General features: G+C 70.4%; 21 protein-coding genes and 2 pseudogenes. 11 read left to right on the top strand and 12 right to left on the bottom strand.

Features of this window, described 5'->3' with window-relative positions; genetic code table 11:
- Nucleotides 1-42 precede the first annotated feature (42 nt).
- The gene (locus tag ACGFY5_RS16395) at nucleotides 43-1311 is read left to right on the top strand and encodes an EAL and HDOD domain-containing protein (RefSeq protein WP_392720624.1); all 1269 of its coding nucleotides are present in this window, start codon (nucleotides 43-45) and stop codon (nucleotides 1309-1311) included.
- Here ACGFY5_RS16395 and ACGFY5_RS16390 read toward each other — a convergent pair.
- Both ACGFY5_RS16390 and ACGFY5_RS16385 read right to left on the bottom strand, forming a co-directional pair.
- Nucleotides 1308-2918, bottom strand: a complete 1611-nt coding sequence (locus ACGFY5_RS16390) for a chemotaxis protein CheW (protein ID WP_392720622.1) — start codon at nucleotides 2916-2918, stop codon at nucleotides 1308-1310. The genes ACGFY5_RS16395 and ACGFY5_RS16390 overlap by 4 nt on opposite strands.
- On the bottom strand, nucleotides 2915-5983 hold the full coding sequence (locus tag ACGFY5_RS16385; protein WP_392720621.1) for a PAS domain S-box protein: 3069 nt from the start codon (nucleotides 5981-5983) through the stop codon (nucleotides 2915-2917). Before ACGFY5_RS16385 ends, ACGFY5_RS16390 begins: the two co-directional genes overlap by 4 nt.
- Nucleotides 5984-6148: 165 nt before the next feature.
- Here ACGFY5_RS16385 and ACGFY5_RS16380 point away from each other — a divergent pair, with 165 nt between their 5' ends.
- On the top strand, nucleotides 6149-6958 hold the full coding sequence (locus ACGFY5_RS16380; RefSeq protein ID WP_392720619.1) for an SAM-dependent methyltransferase: 810 nt from the start codon (nucleotides 6149-6151) through the stop codon (nucleotides 6956-6958).
- A 1-nt stretch (nucleotide 6959) separates the two neighbouring features.
- Here the strand turns inward: ACGFY5_RS16380 and ACGFY5_RS16375 are convergent, their stop codons facing one another.
- Nucleotides 6960-7898, bottom strand: a complete 939-nt coding sequence (locus ACGFY5_RS16375) for a cation diffusion facilitator family transporter (RefSeq protein WP_392720618.1) — start codon at nucleotides 7896-7898, stop codon at nucleotides 6960-6962.
- Between the two features lie 60 nt (nucleotides 7899-7958).
- Nucleotides 7959-8567 carry a LysR substrate-binding domain-containing protein gene (locus ACGFY5_RS16370; protein ID WP_392720616.1) on the bottom strand — a complete coding sequence of 203 codons (609 nt, stop codon included), beginning with the start codon at nucleotides 8565-8567 and terminating at the stop codon, nucleotides 7959-7961.
- Between the two features lie 125 nt (nucleotides 8568-8692).
- On the opposite strand from ACGFY5_RS16370, the pseudogene ACGFY5_RS16365 reads away from it, so the two are divergent.
- Nucleotides 8693-9199 (top strand): annotated as a pseudogene (locus ACGFY5_RS16365) (VOC family protein); the annotation flags it as partial.
- 163 nt (nucleotides 9200-9362) lie between these two features.
- Here the strand turns inward: ACGFY5_RS16365 and ACGFY5_RS16360 are convergent.
- Together ACGFY5_RS16360 and ACGFY5_RS16355 are read right to left on the bottom strand one after the other, a co-directional pair.
- On the bottom strand, nucleotides 9363-10091 hold the full coding sequence (locus ACGFY5_RS16360) for an ABC transporter permease (protein ID WP_392720614.1): 729 nt from the start codon (nucleotides 10089-10091) through the stop codon (nucleotides 9363-9365).
- Between the two features lie 40 nt (nucleotides 10092-10131).
- Nucleotides 10132-10833: pseudogene (locus ACGFY5_RS16355) on the bottom strand (ABC transporter ATP-binding protein); the annotation flags it as partial.
- A gap of 130 nt (nucleotides 10834-10963) precedes the next feature.
- Between ACGFY5_RS16355 and ACGFY5_RS16350 the strand changes: the two are divergent.
- From ACGFY5_RS16350 to ACGFY5_RS16340, 3 genes are read left to right on the top strand one after another with little or no spacing between them, the layout of a single operon-like run.
- Complete coding sequence (locus ACGFY5_RS16350) at nucleotides 10964-11395, top strand: MarR family winged helix-turn-helix transcriptional regulator (RefSeq protein WP_392720612.1); 432 nt, start codon at nucleotides 10964-10966, stop codon at nucleotides 11393-11395.
- Nucleotides 11383-13020: a hypothetical protein gene (locus ACGFY5_RS16345; protein ID WP_392720610.1), complete on the top strand. Its 1638-nt coding sequence runs from the start codon at nucleotides 11383-11385 to the stop codon at nucleotides 13018-13020. The genes ACGFY5_RS16350 and ACGFY5_RS16345 overlap by 13 nt, the downstream gene beginning before the upstream one ends.
- The gene (locus ACGFY5_RS16340) at nucleotides 13017-14471 is read left to right on the top strand and encodes a helix-turn-helix domain-containing protein (RefSeq protein WP_392720608.1); all 1455 of its coding nucleotides are present in this window, start codon (nucleotides 13017-13019) and stop codon (nucleotides 14469-14471) included. The genes ACGFY5_RS16345 and ACGFY5_RS16340 overlap by 4 nt, the downstream gene beginning before the upstream one ends.
- Before the next feature lie 75 nt (nucleotides 14472-14546).
- Here ACGFY5_RS16340 and ACGFY5_RS16335 read toward each other — a convergent pair whose 3' ends face one another.
- Complete coding sequence (locus tag ACGFY5_RS16335) at nucleotides 14547-15491, bottom strand: alpha/beta hydrolase (protein WP_392720607.1); 945 nt, start codon at nucleotides 15489-15491, stop codon at nucleotides 14547-14549.
- A gap of 116 nt (nucleotides 15492-15607) precedes the next feature.
- Here ACGFY5_RS16335 and ACGFY5_RS16330 point away from each other — a divergent pair, with 116 nt between their 5' ends.
- Nucleotides 15608-16534: a pirin family protein gene (locus ACGFY5_RS16330; RefSeq protein WP_392720605.1), complete on the top strand. Its 927-nt coding sequence runs from the start codon at nucleotides 15608-15610 to the stop codon at nucleotides 16532-16534.
- 46 nt (nucleotides 16535-16580) lie between these two features.
- Here the strand turns inward: ACGFY5_RS16330 and ACGFY5_RS16325 are convergent, their stop codons facing one another.
- Together ACGFY5_RS16325 and ACGFY5_RS16320 are read right to left on the bottom strand one after the other, a co-directional pair.
- Nucleotides 16581-18197: a carboxylesterase/lipase family protein gene (locus tag ACGFY5_RS16325; protein WP_392720603.1), complete on the bottom strand. Its 1617-nt coding sequence runs from the start codon at nucleotides 18195-18197 to the stop codon at nucleotides 16581-16583.
- Nucleotides 18198-18278: 81 nt separating this feature from the next.
- On the bottom strand, nucleotides 18279-19799 hold the full coding sequence (locus tag ACGFY5_RS16320; RefSeq protein WP_392720601.1) for a CHAD domain-containing protein: 1521 nt from the start codon (nucleotides 19797-19799) through the stop codon (nucleotides 18279-18281).
- Nucleotides 19800-20024: 225 nt separating this feature from the next.
- Between ACGFY5_RS16320 and ACGFY5_RS16315 the strand changes: the two genes are divergently transcribed.
- Nucleotides 20025-21122, top strand: a complete 1098-nt coding sequence (locus tag ACGFY5_RS16315) for a lytic polysaccharide monooxygenase (RefSeq protein WP_392720598.1) — start codon at nucleotides 20025-20027, stop codon at nucleotides 21120-21122.
- On the opposite strand, the gene ACGFY5_RS16310 is transcribed toward ACGFY5_RS16315, so the two are convergent.
- Complete coding sequence (locus ACGFY5_RS16310) at nucleotides 21112-22635, bottom strand: diguanylate cyclase domain-containing protein (protein ID WP_392720595.1); 1524 nt, start codon at nucleotides 22633-22635, stop codon at nucleotides 21112-21114. The genes ACGFY5_RS16315 and ACGFY5_RS16310 overlap by 11 nt on opposite strands.
- A 152-nt stretch (nucleotides 22636-22787) precedes the next feature.
- Between ACGFY5_RS16310 and ACGFY5_RS16305 the strand changes: the two genes are divergently transcribed.
- The 3 genes from ACGFY5_RS16305 to def all read left to right on the top strand — a co-directional run bounded on the left by ACGFY5_RS16305 (nucleotide 22788) and on the right by def (nucleotide 24738).
- Nucleotides 22788-23351, top strand: a complete 564-nt coding sequence (locus tag ACGFY5_RS16305) for a QsdR family transcriptional regulator (RefSeq protein ID WP_392720593.1) — start codon at nucleotides 22788-22790, stop codon at nucleotides 23349-23351.
- Nucleotides 23352-23590: 239 nt separating this feature from the next.
- A complete protein-coding gene (locus ACGFY5_RS16300) occupies nucleotides 23591-24184 on the top strand; it encodes a winged helix-turn-helix domain-containing protein (protein WP_392720591.1) in 594 nt (197 codons plus the stop codon).
- A complete protein-coding gene (def, locus tag ACGFY5_RS16295; protein ID WP_392720589.1) occupies nucleotides 24181-24738 on the top strand; it encodes a peptide deformylase in 558 nt (185 codons plus the stop codon). Before ACGFY5_RS16300 ends, def begins: the two co-directional genes overlap by 4 nt.
- Before the next feature lie 65 nt (nucleotides 24739-24803).
- On the opposite strand, the gene ACGFY5_RS16290 is transcribed toward def, so the two are convergent.
- The gene (locus ACGFY5_RS16290; RefSeq protein WP_392720587.1) at nucleotides 24804-25391 is read right to left on the bottom strand and encodes a TMEM165/GDT1 family protein; all 588 of its coding nucleotides are present in this window, start codon (nucleotides 25389-25391) and stop codon (nucleotides 24804-24806) included.
- A gap of 244 nt (nucleotides 25392-25635) precedes the next feature.
- On the bottom strand, nucleotides 25636-25946 hold a 311-nt coding region (locus ACGFY5_RS16285; RefSeq protein WP_392720585.1), incomplete at its 5' end, for a hypothetical protein.

Genomic DNA, 25946 nt, shown 5'->3' with positions numbered 1-25946 from the left:
GGCATAGCGTCCGTTATAGGGTTTTTGTACTAACCTGAACCCATGCTCGTGCGTCCGCCAACCGATCTTTCGGCTCCGCTCGTCCACGTGGGGCGCCAAGGGATCTACGACCAGACCGGCGACGTCGTTGCCTACGAGTTGTCGTTCCGCGACGCAGCGGACGCGCCGAGGGCCTCCAGTCGCGGTCCGTACGCGACCAGCCGGGTCATCGTCTCGGCGTTCACCGACTTCGGTCTGGAACAGCTGGTCGGTGCGAAGGCCTGCTTCATCAACGTGACCCGCGAGTTCCTGGTCGGCGAACTGCCGATCCCGTTCGACACCGGGCACGCCGCGCTGGAGATCGTGCCGTCGGTCGAGGTCGACGACGAGGTCGTCCAAGGCGCCACTGACCTGGTCGAACGCGGCTTCACGATCGCGCTGAGCGCGTTCGAGTGGGGCAGCGGGCACGAGCGCCTGCTCGACATCGCCAGCTACGTGATGATGGACATGCGCGGAGCCGACCCGGCCCAGGTCGACTCGACGATCCAGCGGTGCCGGGACTACCCACACCTGCGGCTGATCGCCGAGCGGCTGGAGACCGAGGAGCAGCTCCAGGTCGCATTCCTGCTCGGGTTCGACCTGTTCCGCGGCAACATCCTCGGGCGCCCGTACGTCCTGTCGACGACCGGTCTCTCCCCCGCCCGGGTGAGCCGGCTGCAGCTGCTCGCCGCGCTGAGCGCGGAAGACGTCAACTACGACGAGGTGGTCGACCGCGTCGCGATGGACCCCACGCTCGCGTACCGGCTGCTGCGCGCGACGAACTCGGCGGCCTCCGGGCTGACCGTCAAAGTCTCGTCCGTGCACGAGGCAGCGGTCTTCCTCGGGCTGGACAAGGTCCGGCAGTGGGTGACGCTGATGCTGCTCACCGACGTGTCGGACGCCACCGAGGACCAGCTCGCGACCACGATGACCCGCGCGCGCCTCTGCCAGACCACTGCGGAGTTCCAGCACCTGCCGGGCAGCGTCGCGTTCACGATCGGGCTGCTCTCCGGCATCGCCGAACTGACCGGACGCTCCGTGCAGGCGCTCGCCGACGAGCTGCCGCTGGCCGACGAGGTCCGCGAGGCGCTCACCGAGGGCGCCGGCGACCTGGGCGAGATCCTCACCGCGGTGCGGCACTACGAGGAAGGCGCGGTGAGCGAGCTCGCCGCGCTGACCGGACCGGTGGAGCCCACCGAGGCGTACCTGTCGGCGATCAGCTGGTCGACGAAGATGCTGGACGACGTGGGGGTCGAAGGCGCCCGGCGCCCGATGCCGAATCCACCAGCCTAAGTAGAAGCGGCGAGCCGCTCGAGGTCGATCTCCGGAAGCATCCGGCCCGACTCGGGCGTACCGACCTTGATCAGGCGGCGACTGAGCGGATCGGTGCCCACACCGCGCTGCTCGTCCTCCACCTCTTCCCAGATCGACTCCTCGATCGCGTTCAACGACGGGACGATGAACCCGACGTAACCCCCGCCTTCGGCGTCCACGAGCAGCACCCGCGCCGTCGCCCTGTCGACCTCCTCGTACCGTCCGAGCAGCGTCGAGAGGCAGATCAGCGGCACCGTGGCCCGGCGGTGGGTGAAGACCCCCTGGATCGTCGCGCCCACCGCGTCGAGCGGGATGTAGTCGGTGGGGTACGGCAGGATCTCCTTGATCTGGACGAGCGGGCTCGCCACGTCCACACCGGCGTTGTACGTGAGCATCTTCTTGACCACCGGCACGACCCGGCGGCCCTCCGGCGCGTCGTCCGTGCTCTCCTCGTGTTGCGCTCGCCGGTTGCGCGCTTCCTCCTCGGCGAGAGCTTCCGCCGACCCCTCCAGCGGCATACCCATGTTCGCGAGGTTGTCCAGGTGTTCGTCGCAGCGCAGCGCCTCGCCGTTCAGGACCAGGTTCTGACCCTTGCCGGGGATCAGCAGCGCGCCCTGCACGAACCGGTTCTGGGCCATGCCCGCGGTCGGCAGCGGCAGGACGTCGGTGGCCGGCACCGACTCGATGTTCGTGACGTCCGAGACACTCAGCACGACGAGCCCACGCGGCATCGTCAGCACGATGCCGCGCTCGGTGTCGTTCTTGGGCAGCTGCCCGAATCCCAGCACCTGCAGCGAGTCCACGACCGGCACGGACTTCCCACCGAGCGTCACCACGCCGAGACAGGACTCCCCGACCAGGGGTGAGGGGCGGATCACCAGCTTCGGGATGACCGAGTGCACATGGTTGACGTCGATCGACAGCCCGATGTTCGCGCACCGCAGCAGCATCACGACGCGCCGGTTCGTGTCGCCGGCCTTGATGAACCCGGCGTCGGCCGAGTCCGGGCTGGTGGCAGCGGCCGCCAGCGCACTCTGGTTCCGGGTGCCGGACTCCTTGACCACGGGGACGCCCGGCAGCTCGAAGATCGCGGCGGAGTCCAGCACGGCGACGATGCTGCCGTCGTCGGGCTGCTCGAAGCTCTCCTGGAACAGCGGAACCCCTGGTCCGCCGACCGCCATCTCCATCAGCGCGTCGTTCGGAATCCGGACGACGCCGCGGATCTCGTCCGCGAGCAGGCCGAACATCTTGCCTTCCCGGGCGACGATCACGATGACGTCGGTGCCGGTGGTGTCGTCGATGCCGATCAGCTGGCGTAGGTCGAGCACGGGGATGACCAGGTGGCGCAGGTTGACCGCGCCTAGCAGGCCCGGTGCGCGGGCCGGCAGCTGGCTGAACTGCGACGGGCACGGAATCACTTCGCGCAGCTCGGAGAGCGGCAGCGCCACCAGCGACGGCCCGATCGTGAACATGCCGTAGACCGTGGTGTCGTTGCCCGTGACGATCTGCACCAGGCTGCGGTTGTCGGGGATGGACCCGGACAGGAACTCGTCCGCGGCCGCCGGCCGCTCGGCCAGCAGGGTCACACCGAGACCTCTTCCTGCTTGTTGGCCGAGGTCAGCGCCACGATGATCTCACCGACCCGCTGGGATGCGGCCTGCTGCTCCTGCGTCGACGCCGCGATCCGCTGGATCGAGTCGCTGGTCTGCCGGACGCTCTTGAGGATCTCGGTGAACGCCTCCTGCGCCCGGCGCGACACCGACGAGCCCTGGCTGACCCGGTTCGCCGACTCGGCGATCAGCTTGCTGATCTCGCGCGCGGCCTCCGACGAGCGCTCGGCCAGCTTGCGCACTTCACCGGCGACGACGGAGAACCCGACCCCGTGCTCGCCGGCCCGTGCCGCCTCGATCGACGCGTTGAACGCGAGCAGGTTGGTCTGGCTGGCGATCTCGCCGATCACGTTCACTATCGACGCGATCTCCTCGGAGGACTTCTCGATCAGGTCGATGGCCTCGATCGACTTGCGCAGCTCCTCGAAGCCCGTCTCGGCGTTCTCCTGCGTCGTGCCGGCCATGCCGCTGGCGGTCTGCGCGCTCACCACGATCTCGTCGATCGACTTGGCCAGCGCCGTGACGTTCTCGCTCATCTCCAGCGTCTTACCCGCCAGCAACTGCTCGAGCTGGACCTGCTCGGTGATGTCGGTGGCGTACTTGACCACCTTCACCGGCTCGCCGCCGAGGTTGAAGATCGGGTTGTACGAGGCCTGGATCCAGACGTCACGGTTGTACTTGCCGACCCGGTGGAACCGCCCGCTGATGAACTCGCCCTTACGCAGCCGCAGCCAGAAGTCGCGGTATTCCGGCGACGTGATGTAGTCGGGGGCGCAGAACATGCTGTGGTGCTGGCCCTTGATCTCCCGCGCGGAGTAGCCGATCGTCCGCAGGAAGTTGTCGTTCGCCTCGATGACGTTGCCCTCGAGGTCGAACTCGATGACCGCCTGCGACCTGTCGATCGCGTTGACCTTGCCTTCGAACTCGGCGTTGCGCAGTTTCTGATCGGTGACGTCGATCGCGAACTTGACGACCTTCACCGGCTTGCCGTCGAGGTTGAAGATCGGGTTGTACGTGGCCTGGATCCAGACTTCCTTGCCGTCCTTACCGATCCGCTTGTACTCACCGGCCTCGTATTCGCCGCGCCCCAGCCGCTCCCAGAAGTTCGCGTAGGCCTCGCTGCCGGCTTCCTGCGGGTCGATGAACATCCGGTGGTGCCGACCGATGATCTCGTCCCGGGTGTAGCCGGTGACGTTGAGGAAGTTCTCGTTGGCGGTGAGGATGCGGCCGTCGAGGTCGAATTCGATGACGGCCTGCGCCCGGTCGATCGCCTTGACCTTGCCCTCGTACTCGGCGTTCATCTGCTTTTGCTGGGTGATGTCCGACGCGTACTTGACGACCTTGTACGGCTTGCCGTTGAGGTCGAAGATCGGGTTGTAGCTGGCGTAGAGCCAGATCTCCCGATCCCCCTTGCCGAAGCGCTTGTACTCGCCGGACTCGAACTCACCCTGGTTGAGCCGCTTCCAGAACGATCGGTACGCATCGGTGTTGGCATAGTTCGGGTCGACGAACATCCGGTGGTGCTGGCCGATGATCTCGTCCCGCGTGTAACCGGTGACTTCCAGGAACATTTTGTTCGCGTCGAGGATCTTGCCGTCGAGGTCGAACTCGATGGACGCCCGCGACCGGTTGATCGCGTTGACCTTGCCCTCGAACTCGGCGTTGCGCATCTTGTCGGCGGTCTCGTCGATCGCGAACTTCACGACCTTCACCGGCCGTCCTTCGAGATCGAAGATCGGGTTGTAGGACGCCCGGAGCCAGATCTCCTTCCCGTTCTTGCCGTACCGCTTGTACTCGCCGGCATCCATTTCGCCGTGGCCGAGCTTCTGCCAGAACATCCGATAGGCGCTGCTCCGGGCCGTCTCGTCGTCGACGAACATGCGGTGGTGCTGGCCGACGATCTCCTCGAGCGTGTAGCCCGTCGTGTTGAGGAAGTTTTCGTTGGCCGTGATGATCGTGCCGTCCATCTCGAACTCGATGATCGCGCGGGCGCGGCTCATCGCGTTGACCTTGCCCTCGTACTCGGCCGCCACCATCTTCGTGTCGGTGACGTCCATCGCGTACTTGACGATCTTGTAGGGCTTGCCCTCGAGGTCGAAGATCGGGTTGTACGTGGCCCGGATCCAGACCTCGCGTCCACCGCGGCCGATCCGCTTGTACTCGCCGGACTCGATCTCGCCCTTGCGCAGGCGCTCCCAGAACTTCGCGTACTCGGCACCCTCGGCGTAGGCGGGGGGGACGAACATCCGGTGGTGTTGGCCGACGACCTCGGAGAGCGAGTAGCCGGTGAGGTTCAGGAAGTTGTCGTTCGCCGCGAGGATCGTGCCGTCGAGGTCGAACTCGATGACGGCCTGGGACCGGTCGATCGCCGCGTAACGTCCGCGCAGCTCGCCGACCTGCTCGCGGTCCTTGGTGATGTCGTAGGCGGTGACCAGCACCTGGTCGGGGTCTTTGCCGCCCGTGAGCTTCGCGGCTCCCACCTTGGCCGGCGCGGCCTTCGCGGCGGCCTTCGCAGCGGCCTCCGACGGTGCGTCCGCAGGCTTGACCGGGAGCTTCTCGCCGGGCTTCTCCGCGGCCGCCGTCACCGGAGCGGGCGCGCCGGTGACCTTGGCGGCGGAGGTCGTCTTCGCCGGCGTGGCCGTCGGCTCGGCGGGCGGGATGCCGGTGTCGGCGGTGATCGGCCCGGCCTCCGGGGTGACGCCGTCACCGAGGACGGGCGCGCAGTTCAGCCGGAGCCAGCGCGGTTTGCCGCTGCCGTCGCTGATCTGGATGACCTCTTCGACGAACTCACCGCGTCGACCGGTGCTGAGCAGTTTCTCCACGGAGGCGCTGGAGATCGACCAGAGCGCGTCGAGCCGCTGCCCGATCAGCGCCTCGATCGGGCGGTCGGCCAGCTCGACCACACGGTCGTTGACCGACAGCACCGCGCCGGTCTTCGCGTTGACCGTGAGCACGAGGCGTTCTTGAACGAGCAGCGCCAGGGACGCCGCCTTGATCGCGGGAGTGGCGTTCGCGTCGATCAGACTCGCGGGCTGCGTCACCGTTGCTCCTTCGGAACCACAACGTAAGAGAGACCACTCCGAACGTCGGCACGAGAACACCCGGTCTGAGACCAACCAGCACTCGAGCTGCACTTATCTTTCTTCGCACTCGTGTTCGAAAGGATGGGCGAGACAGCGTCGGTCCAGTGTGGATAGACTCCGGCCGTGGCCGAGACGACCCCCACTCCGGTGGACACCAGCGTTCCCAGCGTCGCCCGGATGTACGACTACTACCTGGGCGGCAAGGACAATTTCGCGGTCGACCGCGAAGCCGTGCGTCAGCTCGACGCCGCCGCACCGGGCACCGCGGCGCTGGCGATCAACAACCGTCGGTTCCTGCAGCGGGCGGTGCACACGCTCGCGACCGAGTTCGGTGTGCGCCAGTTCATCGACCACGGATCCGGCTTACCGACGCAGGACAACGTCCACCAGATCGCCCAGGGTGTGGACCCGGCCTCGCGGGTCGTGTACATCGACAACGACCCGATCGTGCTAGCGCACGGGCGGGCGCTGCTGGCCGAGAACAGCAACACGACGGTCATCCAGGCCGACATGCGCGACACCGACGCGGTCTTCGACCAGCCCGACGTCGTCCGGCTGATCGACCTCGACCAGCCGGTGGCGGCGCTGTTCGTCTCGGTGCTGCACTGCATCCCCGACGCCGACGACCCGGCCGCACTCGTCGCCCGGGTGTTCGAGAAACTGCCGTCGGGGAGCTTCCTGGTCATGTCGCACCTGGCCAGCGACGACCCGGCGGTTCGTCAGCAGCTGACCGACTTCATGCTCACCAGCACCGGCGGCAACTGGGGCGCGGTGCGCCCGCCGGCGCAGATCGAGACGTTCCTCGCAGGGCTCGACGTGCTGGAGCCGGGGCTCGTCGAGATCTCGACGTGGCGGCCCGACCCGGCGTTCGCGGGCCCGGAGCAGACCAGCCTCGAGTGGATCGAGTACGGCGGGGTGGCCCGCAAGCCGTGACTCAGTGCGGGGCTGGTGCACCGTGCCGCAGCTGAGCGGGGTCGATGAGCGCCTCTTGAGCGTGGTCGACCTGCAGCGTCGTGTGGTGGATGCCGTAGCGGTCGGCCAGTAGCGCGGCGATCTGCTCACGCCGGGCGTGGCAGTCCTGGTCCTTGGCGAGCAGCAGGTGCGCCGAGAGGTTCGGGAATCCGGACGTCACCTCCCAGACGTGCAGGTCGTGCACGTCCACCACGCCGTCCACCGCGTGCAGGTCGCCGTCGATCTTCGCGACGTCCAGCCCGCGGGGCGCCGCTTCGAGGAACACCCGCCAGGAATCGCGCAGCAGGCCCCAACCGGCGTAGGCCATCAGCACCGCGACGATGAGCGTCGCCACGGCGTCGGCCCGCGCCCAGCCGGTGAACAGGACGACCGCGCCGGCGACCGCGGTAGCGATGAACGCGAACAGGTCGTTGAGCAGGTGCTGGAACGCGCCCTCGACGTTCAGCGAGCGACGGTCCGCGCGCGAGATCGCCCAGGTCGCGAGTGCGTTCACGCCGATGCCGACGATCGCGGTGACGAGCACGAGCCCGCCCGCGACGTCCGGCGGGTTACGGAACCGGTCGATCGCCTCGAGGACGAACACCGCCGCCAGCACCCAGAGCGTGATGCCGTTGACCTGCGCGGACAGGATCTCGACGCGGCGCAGACCGAACGTGAAGTTGCCCTTGGCCGGGCGTGCGGCCAGCCGCATCGCGATCAGCGCGAGGACGATCGCGGCGGCATCGGTGAGCATGTGCGCGGCGTCGGAGAGCAACGCCAGCGAGTCGGCGAGCAGTCCGACGACCACCTCGCCGATCATGAACACGACGATCAGGCTCAGCGCGGCGACCAGCCACCGCCGGTCGGCGTCCCGGCTGATCGCGTGCGAGTGCCCGCCGTGGTCATGGTTGTGGTCGTGCATGACTCCAACATATGCGCGATTCGCTATATGACGCAAAGGTGACGACGACAACGACTGTCATCACAGCTCAGCTGACGCGTCGGCGAACAGGCGGCGCAGCCACTGGCGCCCCGGATCCGCCGCGTGCAGCGGGTGCCACCAGGCCGCCTCGACGAGGTCCGTCACCTCGATCGGACACGGCAGAATGCGCACTCCGGCCGCGGACGCCAGCCGCTCGGCGAGCCGACGCTGCAGCAGCGCCACTCGTCGCGTCCCCGAAAGCAGGAACGGGAGCGGCAGGAAACTCTCGATCACCAGATCGACGCGGTGTTCGAACCCGAGGAGCGCAAGCTGCCGGTCGGCAGTAGTGGACGCGGTGGGGCGGTGGTACTGCGTGATCCACGGCAGTGAGCGCAGCTCGTCCGCGCTGATCGAGTCACCGATCGTCGGGTACCCCTCGGAGACGACGCAGACCCAGCCATCGGTGTAGAGGTTCTGCGACGGGTAGTCGCTGATGAAGCCGTGCGGCAACAGCAGCAGGTCGTTGCCGCGCAGCGTCGTCTCGGCGTCGTCGATCACGCTCGGCCCGTGCGGCTCCAGTCGCAGCCGGACGCCGGGCGCCCGCTCCTCCAGCGCCGAACACCCGCTCGACCGCTGCCACCGCCAGCTCGGTGCGGTGTCGCAGCGCAACGCCGAGCGGCGTCAGCTCGTAGCGGTTGCCGTGGCGCACCATCAACTCGTCGCCGAAGTGCCGCCGGAGCCGAGCCAGCGCGGCGCTCATCGCCGGCTGCGTGAGCCCGACCCGCTCACCCGCGCGCGTCCTGAACTCGCCGAACGCGGCGGCGACCCGCGACTGGTACACCGAGCACCTCTCGTTCGCGCTCTCGGACACGCTGTCGCACCCGTACATCGGCGACGTCATGTACTTCATGCGCTGCAACCCGCAGCACCACAGCCTGGCGATCGCGCAGGGCCCGCACACGTCGCCGCACCACGCGTCGTTCGAGCTGCGGGGCATCGACGAGTGCATGTTCGGCACCGGCCGGCTGCTGCGGGCGGGCGTCCAGAAGATCTGGGGACCGGGCCGGCACATGGCCGGGGACAACACGTTCACGTACTTCTTCGACCCGCACGGCAACACGGTCGAGTACACGACCGAGCTCGAGCAGCTCGACGAGGACGCCTGGCACCCGCACATCTACGACTTCTCACAGCCCGAGGTCGCCGACCAGTGGGGCACCGCGAACCCGATGAACGAACTGGTCGCCAAAGAATCGTTCAACGACCCGGATCGCGGCGTGTTCACGGCGCCCCCGATCTAGGGCGTGTATCAAAGTCTCAGGCCGACGTAGGCGCGACCCAGGCGGCGATCCGGCAAGGCGGAGGTGCTTTCGGATACCGCTTTTGTATCCGGAAGTGCCGGCAACGCGGCCGGTCGTCGTCTGGGCCGCAGCTACGTCGGGCTGCTGGGCTTTGATACCCGGTCTAAAGGGCCGCGTTGCGCATCGCTCGGGCACCCACGGTCAGACCCACCGCAGCAGTGACCACCGCGCCGATCGCCCCGTACAGGACCGAGGTGTCCAGGAACTCACCCGCGAACAGCGCCCGCTCGGCCTCGACCAGATAGGTCAGCGGATTGAGCCGAGCGGCTGTCGCGAGCCACCCGGGGCCGTTCTCCACCGGCAGCAGCACGCCGGACAGGAGCACCAACGGGAACAGCAGGAACTGGTGGGCGCCCCAGAACGTCTCCGGCTGCTTGCGGGTGAGGATGGCCAGCGCGATCGCCAGCGACCCCAACCCGATGCCGAACACGGCCAGCAGCGCGAGGCCCGCCAGCACCTGCAGCGGATACAGCTGGAACCCGAGTGGGATCGCGACCACGATGATCAGCACCGCCTGGGCCAGCAGCGAGAACCCTTCCTTGAGCGTCTTCCCCGCGAGGATCGACGCCCGGCTGACCGGCGCGACCAGGATCCGCTCCATCGACCCGCCCATCAGCTCGGCCTGGATCCCCCAGCCGGCGCCCGCGGTGGCGAACAGGCCGGTCATGACGAGGATCCCCGGTACGAACCACTGCCACCCCGTGCCCGGAACGTCGCCCAGAAGTGGCCCGAACAGCAGCAGGAACACCAGCGGCTGGGCGACCGTGAACACCAGACCGAGCGGGTTGCGCAGCACCGGAGCGATTTCGCGCTCGAAGACAACGCTAGTCATCACGCAGGCTCCTGCCCGTGAGCTCGAGGAACACGTCGTCGAGCGAGTCCTTGGAGGTTCGTTCTTTGAGCCGGGCCGGGTCGTCGTCCGCGATCACCCGGCCGTGGTCGATCACGATCACTCGCTCCGCGAGTGCGTCCGCCTCCTGGAGGTAGTGCGTCGTCAGCAGGATCGTCGTGGCGAACTCGTCCCGGAGCTTCCGGATGACGTCGGCGAGGTTCGCCCGGTTCTGCGGGTCCAGGCCCGTCGACGGCTCGTCCAGGAACAGCAGCGGTGGACGATGGACGAGCCCGATCGCGATGTCCAGGCGCCGCCGCTGGCCGCCGGAGAGCGAGGCCGCTGTCCGGTTCGCGAGGGGTTCGAGGTCGAGGGTGGCGAGCAGCTCGTCGGCCCGTTCTTTCGCCCGCTGCCGTTTCAGGCCATAGAGACGGCCCTGGGTGACGAGCTCGTCGCGCACCCGGAAGTAGTCGCCGGCGCCGTGCCCCTGTCCGATGTAGCCGATCTGGCGGCGGGCTCCGGCCGGGTCGGTCCGGATGTCGCAGCCCGCGACGACGGCCGTTCCCGCGGTGGGCGGGAGCAGCGTCGTGAGCATGCGCAGCGTCGTCGATTTCCCGGCGCCATTGGGTCCGAGGAACGCGACCAGCTCCCCGGGTCGTACGTCGAAGTCGATGCCGCGGACGGCCTCGACGGTCTGCCCTCTGCGTAGCCGGAAACTCTTCGTGAGATTCCGCGCGACGATCATGCGTGCCTCTTTTCTGGGCATGACTCATTAGCCGCTTTGAGGCGGCTAGGGCTGGATTGAGAGGCTTTCCGGCGCCGGAAGCTCAAAGAGCGTAGGCCGGAATATCACGTAACTGTTAGGGTCCCTGACGATGGAACCTCCGGTTGCCTATCTGCTGGCCCACGCCGGTGGCTTGGCCGCCCGCTATTCCGACGCCACACTGCGGCCGTTCGAGCTGACGACCCGGCAGTACTGGCTGCTCGTGCAGCTCGATCTCGAGCCGGAACTGACGATGACCGAGCTGGCCCAGCAGCTGGACGTCTCGCGCCAGTCGCTGCACGAGATGGTGTCGCTGCTGGAGGGTGCGGGGTACCTGGTGCGGGCGCCGGGCGCGAGTGGTCGCACCCGGCGGTTGGCGCTGACGCCCCAGGCGGTGCGCAATCTGCCGCTGATCGCGCGGGCTCTCCGCGAGGCGGAGGAGGCGTTCTTCGCGGGGGCCTCCCCCGCGGCGGTCGAGGCGTTGCGTCGCCTGCTCCGTTCGACGCTGGCTTTGCGCACTGACGACGAGGCGTGGCTCAGTTGAGGGCCGGCGCGCCGGGGGTGTCGGGGGTGTCGGAGGCGTTGGTGGCGGCGCTGGCGGCGGGGGGTTCGGTGCCGGCGCTGGCGGCGGGAGGGTGGGCGTCGGCGCTGGCGGCGGAAGGGTGGGCGCTGGCGCCGGGAGAGTGGGCGCTGGCGCCGGAAGGTTCGGTGCCGGCTCTGACGCCGGGAGGTTGGGCGCCGGGTCTGGCTCCGACGGGTTGGGGGCCGGGGCCGTTCGTCGTGCGGGTGCTCGAGGCTGTTCCCGACGTGGTCGGGGAGCGGCCGATCACCGCGAGTCAGACGAACACGTCGGTGGTGGTGGGTGAGCGGCTCGTCGTGAAGTGGCTGCGTCGGCCGGAGCCTCGGCCGCCGGTGCTCGCGCACCTGTCGGCGGTCGGGTTCGCCGCTACCGCGCGTCCGTACGCCACGGTGTCGGTCGCTTCGGGCGACGCCGAAGCGCTGATCGCGACGGTCGTCGAGTACCTACCGGAGGCTGTCGACGGCTACGACTGGTGCACAGCATCCGCCCTCGCCGTACCGACCGAAGCCGCGAGCGCGGTCGCCGAAGGCGCCGTGGGCGGCCCGGACTCGCGCGCCATGGGCGCCGTAGACGGTCCGGACGCCACGGGCGCCGTAGACGGCCCACGCGCCACGGGCGCCGTAGACGGCCTGGGCCCCACGGGCGCCGTAGACGGCCCACCCGCCATGCGCGCCGTAGACGGCCAAGGCCCCATGGGCGCCGTAGACGGCCCACCCGCCATGCGCGCCGTAGACGCCACGGGCGCCGTAGACGGCCCGGGCGCCGTAAGCCCCGTAAGCGGCGCGGGCGCCGTAAGCGGCGCGGGCGCGAGCGGCGCGGGGGCTGGGTTGGGTGGCGTCGAGGTGGGGGCGCTGCTTGGGGTGTTGACGGGTGAGTTGCACGGGGCGTTGGGGACGGCATCGGGGTTGTTTGGCTCGCCTCGGGGGGAGGTGGGTGATCTCGAGATCACGGGGTGGGTCTCGCGGGCCGAAAGGGCTGTCGGGGAGGCGGTGGAGGCGATCGAGGCGATGGACGTCGGTCCGGTGCTCCCGGCCGACGCTCCGAACGACGGGCGCCATCCCGACCCGGCCGTGGGGCTCCGCGAGGACCAGCGCTGGCTACGGGACCACGCTCCCCTGCTCCGCGATCTCGTCGCCCGGCTGAGCACCGTGAGGGGCCCCTCGCCGGTGCAGCTCATCCACGGCGACCTGCACGTCGGCCAGGTACTCCGGTGGCGCGACGGCTACGCGGTGGTCGACTTCGACGACAACCCCGTGGCGCCGTCCCCGGGCGCCGACCCGCTCGAACCCGTCGCTCGTGACGTCGCCCAAATGCTGTGCAGCATCGACTACGTCGGACGCATCGCCGACCGGCGGACGGGAGGCACGAGACGCGCGCGGATCGACGCCTGGATCCGCGACGCTCGGAGGGCATACCTCACCGCCTACCGCGCGACGCCGGCCGGCGACTCGCTCGACGAGCGGTTGCTCACCGCGTTCGAGGTGGAACAGGAGTGCCGCGAGTTGATCTGGGCCGCGCGCGTCCTCCCGCGCTGGCGTTACGCACCCATGGCGACACTGCGGAGCCGCGTGGCTATTCTCCGGTCATGAAGGGGTTGTTGCTGCGGTTGTCCGCGCTCGACGCCGACGCCGAGGCAGCGGTTCGGGTGATTGCGTACTTCGACGCGCTCGTCGAGCACCGTGCGACGGCAGCGGCGTTGGTCCGGGCCACGGCGGGGTTGGCCGAGTGCCCGTGCGGTCTGGAGCTCCCCGACGGCCGGATCCTGCGGTACGGCCCCGACGGCGAGCCGTCCTCCCCGAGCGAATCGCCCACGCTCGGCAGCCCGGCCACCGCGGCCGGACCAGCCGCCGCAGGCGCCGCGGCCACCGCAGGCGCGGTGGGCGCTGGCGGCGCGGTGGGCGCGGCGGCTTCTGGGGAGATCGCGTTCGGGGGTGGGCGGCTGTGGTTGGAGCGGTTGGGTGGGCCCGCGCCACTGGACGAACTGGTTTTGGAGCGGGCGTCGCTCGCGGCTCGGGTGCTGCTGTTGTCGTCGGAGCGGGTCGGGGCGCCGCACCTCGCCGATCCGGCGCTGGTCGAGCTCGTGCTCTCCGACCGAGAGGCGGCCGCTGACCGCACCCGCGCGCTGCGGCTGCTCGGGCTGGAGCCGGATCGTCCGGTTCGGGTCGTGGCGGTCACCGACGACCGGGGGCGCGACCCCGGCGCCGAAGCGGTCGCGCTCGTCGCTCGGGGGCGGCCGGTGCGGTCGGTGCGGGTCGCGGTGATCGGTGGCGTGGCCGCCGTACTCCTCCAGCGACGCGACAGTACGGCCTCCCCCGCCGAAGACCTGCGCGCCGCCCTCAGCAGCCGCCAAGCTGAATCCCGCAATACCACCGCGAGCTCCGCCACCGCCCCGGGCGCCCCGGGCGCCCCGGGCGCCACCGCTCCAGGCGCCACCGCTCCAGGCGCCACCGCTCCAGGCGCCACCGCTCCAGGCGCCACCGCTCCAGGCGCCACCGCTCCAGGCGCCACCGCTCCGGACGCCGCTGCTCCGGACGCCACCCACCCAGGCACGACCACCCCGGGCGCGGCCGGGGTGCGGGGCGGCGACACGGTTCGCGTCGGGAGGGGCGGGGTTCGGGTGGGGGTCGGGGGGAACGTGGACGGGCTCGCGGCCGAGGCTTCGTGGGCTCAGGCGCGGCTCGCGCTGCGGTTCGCGTCGGCGGCGGGTAGCCCCGCCGACGCCGTCGTCGACCACGACGAGCTCGGCCCGCTCGCCCTCCTGGCCGACATCCCGACCGCGCGTCTGCGCGAACAGCCGGACGTCCGCGCCCTGGACGCCCTCGCCCGCACGGACAGCGGCGCGCTCGACGTCGCAGCGCTCGAGGCGTTCTGCCGGACCGGGTCGCTCCGGCAGGCGGCCGCCACCCTCTACCTGCACCACAGCTCGGTGGCGGCCCGCCTGGCTCACGTCGAGGACGCCCTCGGCTGGCACCTCGACGACCCCCGCGACCGCTTTCGAGCCCAACTAGCCCTCTGGGCACGCAAACTAGCCACCGACTAGCCCGCGCCCACCGCCGCACACGCCGAGCCCCCGCACGCCGCAGCCACCGCGCGCCGCAGATGCGCGCGTCGCGGGCTAGAGGCGTAGGGCTCTGCGCAGGACTGCTACCGCCTCGGTGGATTCGCGCTTGGAGACCTCCGCGGTATCCACCAGACCCGACCCGTGGAACGTCCCGGGGAACAGGTGGAGTTCGACGCTGACTCCCGCCGCCACCAGCGCCAACGCGTACGCGACGCTCTCGTCGCGCAGCGGGTCGAACTCCATCGCCGACACGTACGCCGGCGGCAGACCGCGGAGGTCGGTGGCGCGCGCCGGCGCCGCGTACACGCTGACGTCGGAGCCTCCGCGCCGCCCGGCACCGAGGTACGAGTCCCAGCTGACGATCGCGTTGGGCCGGTTCCACACCGGGGTGTCGACGAACTGCGTCATGCTCTGCGTCGCCAGCCGATCGTCCACCTCGGGAACACCCAGGTACTGGAACGCGAGCTCCGGCCCACCGCGGTCCCGGCTCAACAACGCCAGCGCGGCGGCCAGCCCGCCACCCGCGCTGACCCCGTGCAGCGCGATGCGCGAGGCGTCGATACCGAGTTCGTCGGCATGGTCGCGCACCCACACCAGTCCCGCATAACAGTCTTCCAACCCTGCCGGAAAGGGATCCTCCGGCGCGAGCCGGTACTCCACGCTCACCACGACGACGCCGAGCTCGTCGCAGAACCGCGCGTTCGCGGAATCGTCCATGTCCATCGACCCGAGAATGAACCCGCCACCGTGGATGTCGTAGATGGCGGGCACCGGCCCGGCGGCCCGCGTCCGCGGCTCGAGGATCCGCAGCCGGACGTCCGGCGCCCCCTCGGGCCCCGGCACGGTGACCTCCCGCACGTCGGCGGGCAGTTCACCGTCCGGCGCGGCCAGCAGCATCATCGAGTCGGTCGACGCGCGTGCGGACGCGATGTCCGAGACGTCGACCTGCGGCAGCAACGGGATCACGGCGGCAAGTTCGGGGTCGAAGGCATAGGTCACGGCAGGTCCTCCTCGCTGAGGCACAACGACCGGGGAATCGTGACATCCGCGCACTACACAGGTCATCCGACGCTCGTCGGGGAAGGACGGCGACCAGACCGACGTACGCTCACGGCGTGAGCAACCTGGATCCGGCTCCCGCCGAAGCGACCTGCGGTGGGGAGGCCGACGCCACCCCGGCCCACGAGCTGCTGATCGGTCGGGACGTCGTGCTCGGCGGCCCGCGCAGCATGGCCGTGTCCCGCACGCTCCCCCACAAGCACCGCCGGATGGTCGGCGCCTGGTGTTTCGTCGATCATTACGGGCCGGAAGAAGCCACCATGCGGGTGCCACCGCATCCGCACACGGGGCTGCAGACCGTCAGCTGGCTGGTGCAGGGCGAGGTGCTGCACCGCGACAGCATCGGTTCCGAGCAGGTGATCCGGCCCGGTCAACTCAACCTGATGACGGCGGGCGTGGGCATCTCGCACTCCGAGGAGTCCCCGCGGATGGTGCTGCACGGGGCCCAGCTGTGGGTCGCTCTTCCGGAGAGCGACGCGACGACGGCTCCCGCGTTCGCCCACCACGACGACCTGCCGGTGGTGACGAAGGACGGCCTGACCGCCACCGTTCTGATGGGGACGCTGGCGGGCGCGACCTCGCCCGCGCGTACCTACACCCCGCTGGTCGGCGCGGAGATCGTCGGCTCGGGGACGCTCGAACTACGTCCGGACTTCGAGTACGCCGTGCTGGCGTTCGAGGACGGCCCGGTGATCGACGGTGAGAGCGTCCCGGCGGGGGCGCTGGTGTACCTCGGTCGCGGCCGCACCGAGCTCATGTTCGGCGGCGAGGGCCGCACCCTGCTCCTCGGCGGCGAACCGTTCGAGGAGCAGATCGTCATGTGGTGGAACTTCGTCGGGCGCAGCCACGACGAGATCGTGGCCGCTCGCGCCACCTGGGAGTCGCACGAGGCGTTCGGCGCGGTCACCGGCTTCGACGGCGCACCCCTGCACGCCCCCGAGCTTCCGACCACGCCCCTCAAACCCCGCGGCCGCACCCGGTAAGGGTTGAACGTCGTGGGGGCGTATGGGCCCCCACGACGTTCAACCCTCAGGAGCGCAGCGAGAGCGTCGGGTGGGCGGCCCAGAAGTCGCAGTTGTGGTCGGTCGCGAACGACGTCGACGGCAACGCCTGCGAGCCCTGCGGAACCAGCGCCTGCATCGCCGGCCCGAACTTCTCCCACTTCGCGACGCCGTCACCGTTCGGATCGCCGTCGACGGCGAAGTTCGTCCAGTACGCCACCATCTCCTTGCCGAGCTTCTGCGCCGGAGCGGGCAGGGAACCGAGCCGCTTCATGTCGAACAGGTAGGGCAGCTCGGCAGCGTGCGCGGCCTTCAGCGGGTAGTTCCCGATCTTCGGCAGCGGTGCGTTCGGGTCGTTGAACTCGTACGCGTACACGGTGGAGTGTTTCGCCGCTGCCGTGTTCGTCCGCAGCGCCGGGCAGGAGAACGTGGCGTCGGTGATGACCGCGCCCAGGGCGTCACCGGCCGTGCCGTACTTCGACAGCGGGTACTTCGCGATGATCTGCGGGGCCAGGCTGCCCGTCGCCCGGCGCACCGCGGTCTGGTACTGCGCCGCCCCGACGTTCTGCAGTCCCAGCGACAGGACGAACAGCCGACCCTCGTCGTGGTTCGTGCCCTGCAGCAGTGGGACGTCCTGGAAGTCGCCCTTCGTGAACGCGGTCTCGATGTCGGTGGGCAGCACCGGCCCGCCACTCGCCGGAGCGTAGGTGAGGCTCGTTCCGGCCACATTCGACGCTGCCCGGATCTGCGCGGCCGACTTACCCCGCAGGCACGTAAGCACTCCGGTCCCCGTGCACCCCACCTTCGCCGCGAACGACGTCCCCGTCTTCTCCGCGACGGCCTGCGTCGGCCCCCGCAACGCACACCCACTCTCCGCGATCGCCTTCGCGAACAACCCTTCGGCCTGCGGCGCGACCATCTGCGAGCAGACGCTGCCGCCACCCGCCGACTCCCCGAACAGCGTGACGTTCTTCGCGTCGCCACCGAACTTCGCGATGTTCGACTGCACCCAGCGCAGCGCCGCCTGCTGGTCGAGCAGCCCGTAGTTGCCCGAACCCAGCGACTGTTCGGCGGTGAGCTCCGGCAGCGCGAGGAAGCCCAGCGCACCGAGCCGGTAGTTGATCGTCACGACGATCACGCCGCCCTCGGTGACCAGGCGCGCGGGCCCGTAGTCGGAACCGGCACCGCTGGTGTAGCTGCCGCCGTGGATCCAGACCATCACCGGCAGCTTGCCCTCGCGCGCCTGCTCCGGCAGCGTCCGGCGGGCGGTGCCCTCGGTGGGTGTGTAGACGTTCAGGTAGAGACAGTCCTCAGTGGTGCTTCCGTTTCCGGAGTCACCGCCGCTGACGATGCTGCCCTGCTGGGTGCAGGCGGGCCCCGCCTCGGTCGCGTCGCGTTCGCCGCTCCACTTCGCCGCCGGCGCCGGCGGCATCCACCGCAGCTTGCCGACGGGGGGCGCCGCGAACGGAACGCCGAGGAACGACCGGTAACCCGCCTCGTTCGCCCCTCGGAGCGCGCCGTTGTCGGTCTGTACGACCTTTGTGGTCAGATCGACGGAGCTCTCCGCCGGTTCGTCCGACGACTCGCTGGTACAGCCGGCCAGCAGAGCGAGCGCGAGCAGGGTAGCGAGAATTGCTGACCGCATCTCTGGGGCCTCTCTGAACGCCGGACGACCGGAACCCGGACGGTACCGCTAAGTACCGCCCGGTTCCACCTCGTGGGCTTTTTACCGCAAACGCCGACCGGCTACGCGAACGGCCTCCCGCACCTCGGGAATGCGGTCCTCGACGCCGTCGGCCAGCGCCTGCTCACCCCGGTGCAGCAGCCCGAACGTGAAGCCGTTCTCACCGGCGAGGTGCGCCTGCATGCCGAGTTCGCGCAGCACCTGGCGCGCCACGACGCTGTCCTGGTGCGCGCCGAGGCTCTCCTGGACGTCCTCCATCGCACCGGCGAACTGCTTGGCGACCTTGCCCAGCGCCGGCTGGGACGCCTCTCCCGCGTACCGCGCGCGCTTCGCGGACTTCCGCGCTTCGTGCAGCAGGTGGTCCCGCTGCTCGCCCGGCGGGAGCGTGACAGCGGCGTCGATTTCGCGGGCGACCCGCCGGTGGCTGCGCCGCAGCGTCTGCGGCAGCGCCCGTGCCGCCGGGTTCCGCGCCTCGCGCGTCAGCGGCGGGTTCTCGGCCAGGTCGTCCAGCGCGTCGAGCAGTGCGAAGTAGCGTTTGCTGTTCAACGCTTCGAGCACGTGTTCGCGCGCCTCGGCCTGCTGCTTCGCCAGGTGTCCGGTGACCCGGGCGCGCACCGGCCCCACGACCAACTCGTCGGGTGTGGCGTCGATCTTCTCGCCCAGGCTCGCGCGCAGCACCTCGAGGTCACGCGCCTCACCGAGCACACCGGCCAGCCACTTCAGCTCGTCACCCACCGAGCGGGTGGCGTCGCGGTCCACGACCGTCTTGAATGTCCGCAGCGCCGAACGCAGGCGCCGGGTGGCCACGCGCATCTTGTGCACGGAGTCCGGCTCGTCCCGCCGCACCCGCGGGTCGTACTCGAGGATCGCCGCGGCCTGCTCACGCAGGTGGTCGACAACAACAACAGCAACAGACTTCTTCTTCTGACGTCCGGCGCGCGCCGATCGTGCGTCGGGCATCCGGTCGGCCAGGACCCGGGCGAGCTTCGACGCGTTCGGAGAGCGACGCACGCCGGCGGCGCGGAGTCGCTTCTCGACGGTGTCGAGCAGCTTGGCGTGTCCACCGGCCAGTTCGACCTCGAGTTCCGACCACGACGACACGGTGGACTCGCGGCCGAGCGTCTGGCCGGCCACCTCGTCGGCGACGACCTCGGCCAGCACCGAACCACCGGGGTCGCGGAGGCGGCGACGGGTGCGGGTCGTCTTTATCCGTGCGACCGGCGCCAGCGCTGCGCCCCGCGTGTACGCCGTGACCAGTGCTTTCAGTTCGGTCGGGACCGAACGGCTCGCCCGCCCGAGCGGCCAGCGGATCTCGTCGCGACCGTCGGGACCGGCCGGCAGCTTGAGGTGCCAGCCGGCGTCGTCACCGCCGGTGCGGCGCCGCAGCGTGACCCGGTGGGTCGCCAGCCGCAGGTCCTCGGTGTCGAAATAGACCGCCTCCAACTCGAAGACGTCCGCTGCCGGGTCGGCCTCGATCCCCGGCAGGTCGTCGAGGGTCGGCAGCACCACACCCTCGGGTAGTTCGTACTTCCGCTCGATCTCCCGGACCACTGTCTCAGTCACGCAATCACTCCTTCGTCCAGCCGATATCAGCGTTTCCCAACGCAGATCCGGCAAACGCCCAGACGGTGCGGTGAACTGGTGGCGCGCCGCACACGTCAACCCAAGTGCAGTAGTTGGCAACGCTGGTGAGCAGGGATCAGACCCGCAACGCGGGAACGTCCCGGTGCACTAGCATCAGCCGCGACGGCTGGGTGGGGGTAGGACGGGAGTCCAGTGGACGGGCGTGTGAGGTCGACGAGTTCGATCCAGCCGTCCGCCCGCGGTTCGCACCGCCGGGCGGCGAAGAGTCCCGCCGAGCTCACCAACGACCTGACGAAGCTGATCGCGCGAGCAGCGGCGGTGGCTACGCCCGCTCCCCCGTCGGCGCCCGCCCCCTTGGTCGGCCCGGGCCGCCACCACGCCGACGCCCCTCCCCCCGTGACGGAACCCGACCCACCGCGCTTCCGGCTCACCCGCTTACACCTGATCGCCGCCGGCGCCGTGGCGTCCGCTGCCGTCGTCGTCGTTTCGCTGTTGTTGGTCTGGCCGCCGGGCGAGGAGGCCGCAGGCACGACGACGACCCCGTCGAGCCGCGGGTACTCGTGCCGGCCGGGCAACCGTTTTTCGGACGCTTTCACCGCGTGCCGGGCGGCAGCGAAGGTGCGTCCGGCCAATGGCGACGAACCGGCCGTCGGCCTCGGCGACGGAACGGACGTCGGTGTCACCGACGTCGGCGACCGGCACCACGAGGTCATCCCCGACACGCGGCTGTGTAGCGCGGGCCGCGAGCGGTACCGAGGCCTCGACCTGGCTCGGGACGACTGGCCGGTGACCACGCTGAAGAGTCGCGGCAAAGCCACGTTCATCTACCGCATGGACGATCGGCACAACGGCGTTCTGCGGTTCTACCTGACGAAGTCCGGCTACGACCCCAAGAAAGCGCTGACCTGGGCGAGCCTGGAGAAGGAACCGCTCGCCGAGGTGTCGGGCAAGCCCGGTGCCGACAACACCTACCGGGTTCCGGTGACGCTGCCGGAGCGGGCCGGGCGGCACCTGATCTACACGATCTGGGAGGACGGCGACAGCGACGCGGCGCTCTACGCGTGCTCCGACGTGACGTTCGGGGGCACCGCCGGGAGCAGCCCCACCGTGGCGAAGTCCAGCAACACGAGCCCGGGCGCCAGCACGGCCACCCGCGACTGGGCCACCAACGTCGACTACCAGGTCGGCGACCAGGTCGAGTACGACGACGTCACGTACCGCTGCCTGCAACCGCACCGGTCCGTCCCCGGCTGGGAGCCCGACTTCGCCCCCGGGCTGTGGGAGCCGTCCGCTAAGCGGTGACCGCTCGGGCGCCCGCTACCGCGTACCCGCCGTTGCGGGTGGCCTTGACCTGGTACATCGCCGCGTCGGCCGACCGCATCAAGTCGTCCAGATTGCTGCTGTCGGCGCCGTGCTCGGCGAACGCGACGCCGATGCTCGCGCCGACGACGACCGGGTGGCCGTCCGCGGTCACCGGGGTCCGGATCGACTCGACCAGTCGTTCGGCGATGCGCAGACCCTGCGTGCGATCACGGACGCCGGGCAGCACCACCGCGAACTCGTCGCCGCCGAGCCGCCCGATGGTGTCTCCCTGGCGCACGCACCCGACCAGGCGGTTCGCGACCTCGCAGAGCAGCTCGTCGCCGGCCTTGTGCCCGCAGGCGTCGTTGACCTGCTTGAACCCGTCCAAGTCAAGCAACATGAACGCGACCAGCGGGTGCTCGGACCGGGTGTGCAACGCCAGCCGCAGCCGGTCGTGCACCAGCGCCCGGTTCGGTAGGCCGGTGAGCGAGTCGTGGAACGCCTGCCGGGTGAGCTCCTCGTTGAGCTGCAGCGTCTCCAGCGACGACGCCACCTGGGCGGCCCAGGTCACCATGCTGGTGCGGATCTCCGAGCGGAGCGGACGCTCGGCGCCGATCGACATCGTGCCGAGCCAACCGTTGGGGGTCCGCAGCGGCACGAGGAACAGTCCGCCCTGACACACCTTGGCGTCGGCGACCGCGTTCAGGGCCGAACACTCGGCGCCTTCGAGGTAGATCGGATCGCCGTCGCGGAACGTGTCGTGCAGCGGCTGCGGCATGCGGTCGTAGTGCACTTCGAGACCGACGAGTCCCTCGGTGCGGTCGCCGGCGGCGGCGCGGACGTGGGTACTCCAGCCGTCCCCCTGCGACAACGTCGTCCGGACGCCCGTGCCGTCGCCCGCCAGGCCGAGCGCGGTGCGTGCCGCGATCTCGTAGATGGTCTGCCGGTCGGTCGCCGCGACGGCTGCCGCCGCGCCCTGGGCCAGGATCCGTTCCCGGGCGACCATCCGTTCGTGCTGCTCCAGCGCGTTCTTCAGAACGAACATGAGCAGCGCCAGTACCGCGATGGCCGCACCGAGCGACGGGCTCGGCCCCTCGAAATCCGGGGTGACGATCCGCCGGGCGAGCGGCGCCAGCAGCAGCGCGGCCTCCACGTACACGACGCGCCGGACCCAGTCCCAGGTGTTGCCGTAGAACGCGCGGAAGCAGATCGCGCCGAAGACGAGGTTGACGGCGGCGTCGTTGTCGTCGCTGCAGGCGATCGACGCGCCGATGATCGCCCACTCGAACGGCTCGAGCAGGCGCGGGAACCGGGTGCGGTGCCAGCCCAGCACCCACCAGCCGACCAGCAGGAACAGGGAGCCGTCGATCAGCGCCTTCTGCGACGGGTGCAGCCACTGCGTTCCGCCGATCTGGACGAGTGGCCCGAGCGCGCAAAACACCGCGTAGAACAGGAAGACGCCACGGACGCGGTGCAGGAGCGACCAGCCTCGGATCACCTCGCGGACGTTCACGTCGCTCCTGGGGGATTCGCTCTGGGGATTTCGCGTCAATAGAGCCCATCGGCGCCGGTCAGAACGGTCTGAGCCCAACCGGAAGTCCGATCCGTGATGGAACGAGCCCCATTACGATGACCCGGCAGAGCCGAGCCGACCAGGGAGAACGAGTGGGGCCCGACGACGTCGTCGCACTCGCGAGCCGGGCGTATCTCGACGGGGAGCCCGTCGACATGTCCGCGCTCGCCCACCAGCTGGGTATCGGGCGTGCCACGCTCTACCGATGGGTCGGCAACCGCGAGGAGTTGCTCGGGGTGGTGCTGGCCGAGGCCACCGAGCGGACGTTCCGGGTGGCCGAGCGGGCTGCACGGTCCGTCGACGGGGCCGGGGGCCCGGAGTACGTCGTCGACGTGATCGCGCGGTTCATGCGTGCGGTGCTCGCGGCGCCGGGGCTCAAGGCGTTGACCCAGCGTGAGCCGATGGTGTTCATCCGCTTGGCGACGACGCCCGGCGCGATCGAGGATCGGGCAGCAGCGCTGGTCGAGGGGTTGTTGGCGCAGGAGTGCGCCAACGGGCGACTCACGCTGGCCCTCCCGGTTCCCGCGCTGGCGGTCGCGATAGTGCGTGTCTGCGACTTCCACATGTACGCCCACCTCCTGGGGCGCGGCGCCCCAGAAGTAGACACCGCCCTGGCCATAGTCCGCGTCCTCGTGGGCGCGGAGCTCTCGGACTAGCCACTGCCGCACTCGCTGCGCGGCAGACTAGCCGCGCGGTTGCGCGCCGGACCTCGCAGCGCGGTCGCGCGCCGGACCTCGCAGCGCGGTTGCGCGCCGGACCTCGCAGCGCGGTCGCGCGCCGGACCTCGCAGCGCGGTCGCGCGCCGGACCTCGCAGCGCGGTTGCGCGGCGCAGCGCGGTCGCGCGGCGCGGTTTTGCGGCGGGGTGGGCTTTGCAAAGGTGATACTTTGCAAAGCGTGGAGGACCATCCGATCCGTGAGGCGCTGCTGGCGCTGCTCGCCGACGGGCCGGTCACCGCGAACCAGGCCGCCCGCGAGCTCGGCGAGAGCTCCGGATCGTGCTCGTTCCACCTGCGCCAACTCGCCCGCGCCGGGCTCGTCGAAGAGGCCCCGGTCGCCCCGGGTAGCGGCTCCGGACGCCGCCGCCCGTGGCGACTCCGGGATGCCGAAACCTCCCGGCTGCGCGGCGCGGAGCCCGAACAGACCCCGCGGCTGCGCGACACGGAGCCCGAACTGACCCCGCGCCTGCGCGACGCGGAGCCCGAACTGACCCCGCTGCTGCGCGAGCTGGAAGACGAGGGCTACCGCCGCTGGCTCGCCGGCCGCGACACCGTCGACCCCCGCTGGCACGCCGACGAGGCCGCCAGCCACGTCCTCTGGCTGACCCCGGCCGAGATGGCCGAGGTCGCCGCCGCGGTCCGCGCGGTCGCCGAGCGCTTCGCCGCCCGCGAGCACCCGGACGCCCGCCCACCCGACGCCCGACCGGTCGCCCTGGTCTCCCGGGTGTTCCCGCTCGTAGCCCCCACCGACTTCCCGGAGCAGCCGTCATGACCGTGGTACTCCCCGAACGCGGCCCCAGCGGGCTGCTCCCGATCGTCATCACCGGGCAACCCGTGCTGCACCGCCCGGCCGCGCCGGTCACCGCATTCGACGCCACGCTCGCCGAACTCGTCGAGCAGATGACCGCATCGATGAAGGCCGCCCCCGGCGCCGGCCTGGCCGGGCCGCAGGTGGGCGTCGGCCTGAGGCTTTTCACCTACGACTGCGGCCCGGGCAAGCGCGGCCACGTCGTGAACCCCGTGCTGGAGCGGCTCTCCACCGAACTGGAAGAGGAGATGGAGGGCTGCCTCTCCGTCCCCGGCCTGCGCTACTCGACGCCCCGCGCGGCGCGGGTGCGGGTGACCGGCGTCGACGTGGACGGCGCCGCCGTCGACGTCGTCGGTGAGGGATACCTCGCCCGCTGCTTCCAGCACGAGGTCGACCACCTCGACGGGGTGCTCTACGTCGAGCGACTCGGCGGGAGGGTGCGCAAGCAGGCGCTCAAGGACATCCGGGCGGCGTCCTGGAACGGCAGCGCCTCCCTGGAACCCCCACTCACGGGCTGAGTCCGGTTCGATCGGGCAGCGCCTCCCAGGAGCCTCCGCTCGCGGGCTGAGCGCGGCCGACCAGGTCAGGCCAGCTCTGCGATCGCGTCGATCAGGAGCCAGATGCCGAAGATGAAGAACAGTGCGGCGGCGCCGTACTTGATCGCCTTCTCCGGGAGGTGCCGGCCCAGCGAGCGCCCGACGACGATCGCGAGCGCGTCGGCGGCGACCATGCCGATGGTCGAGCCGAGCCAGGTGCCGAACCAGCCGTACTGGGTGGCGAGGGTGATCGTGGCGAGCATCGTCTTGTCGCCGAGTTCGGCGAGGAAGAACGCGACCGATGCGGCGACGATCGCCGATTTGGTGGTCTTCTCGGCCTTGGAGCGCTCCTCGTCGGTCAACGTGTCGCCGCGGAGCGTCCATGCGCCGAACGCGAGGAAGGCGATCGCGGCGACCAGCGCGATCCAGCCGGTGGGGAGCGTCGCGCCGAGTCCGTAGCCGACCGCGACCGACACCGCGTGCACGATCGCGGTCGCGATCGTGATGCCGATCAGCACCGGGAGGGCGCGGAACTTCGTGGCGAAGGTCAGCGCCATGAGCTGCGACTTGTCGCCGAGTTCGGCGACGAAGATGACGCCGAAGCTCACGGCGGTCGCCACTAGGAATCCAGACACGAAACACCTTCCGGTCTTCAGCCGGATCCAGGTGCGCGCACGACCTCGACCCGGCGTACACAACGCCTGAGTCGAAGGTCTCGCTCGCCCGTGAGGGCCGCGCGGCCGGAAGCGCGAGCGCTTCAGCATGTCGACCGCGACATTGGGAGCTACTCCCCTTCGCGCCCCGAACGCTATCAGCCCACCCGACCCCAGTCGCCTCCCCAAGACGCGACACGTCTCACATCTCCATCCCGCGATGGACTTACAACTCCCCGCCCGCCACCCCCGCCACCACACAGGCCGCGGAGGGCCGGAGGGCCGCGGAGGCCGCAGAGGGCCGGAGGGCACGGAGGGCCGCGGAGGCCGCAGAGGGCCGGAGGGCACGGAGGGCCGCGGAGGCCGCAGAGGGCCGGAGGGCACGGAGGGCCGCGGAGGCCGCGGAGGCCGCAGAGGGCCGGAGGGCACGGAGGGCCGCGGCGGCCGCGGAGGCCGCAGAGGGCCGGAGGGCACGGAGGGCCGCGGAGGCCGCAGAGGGCCGGAGGGCACGGAGGGCCGCGGAGGCCGCGGAGGCCG

It is taken from the genome of Cryptosporangium sp. NPDC048952, assembly GCF_043197895.1.
GTDB lineage: Bacteria > Actinomycetota > Actinomycetes > Mycobacteriales > Cryptosporangiaceae > Cryptosporangium.
Note: the sequence above shows the minus strand (reverse complement) of the source record. Positions and strands in the feature narration are given on the sequence as shown.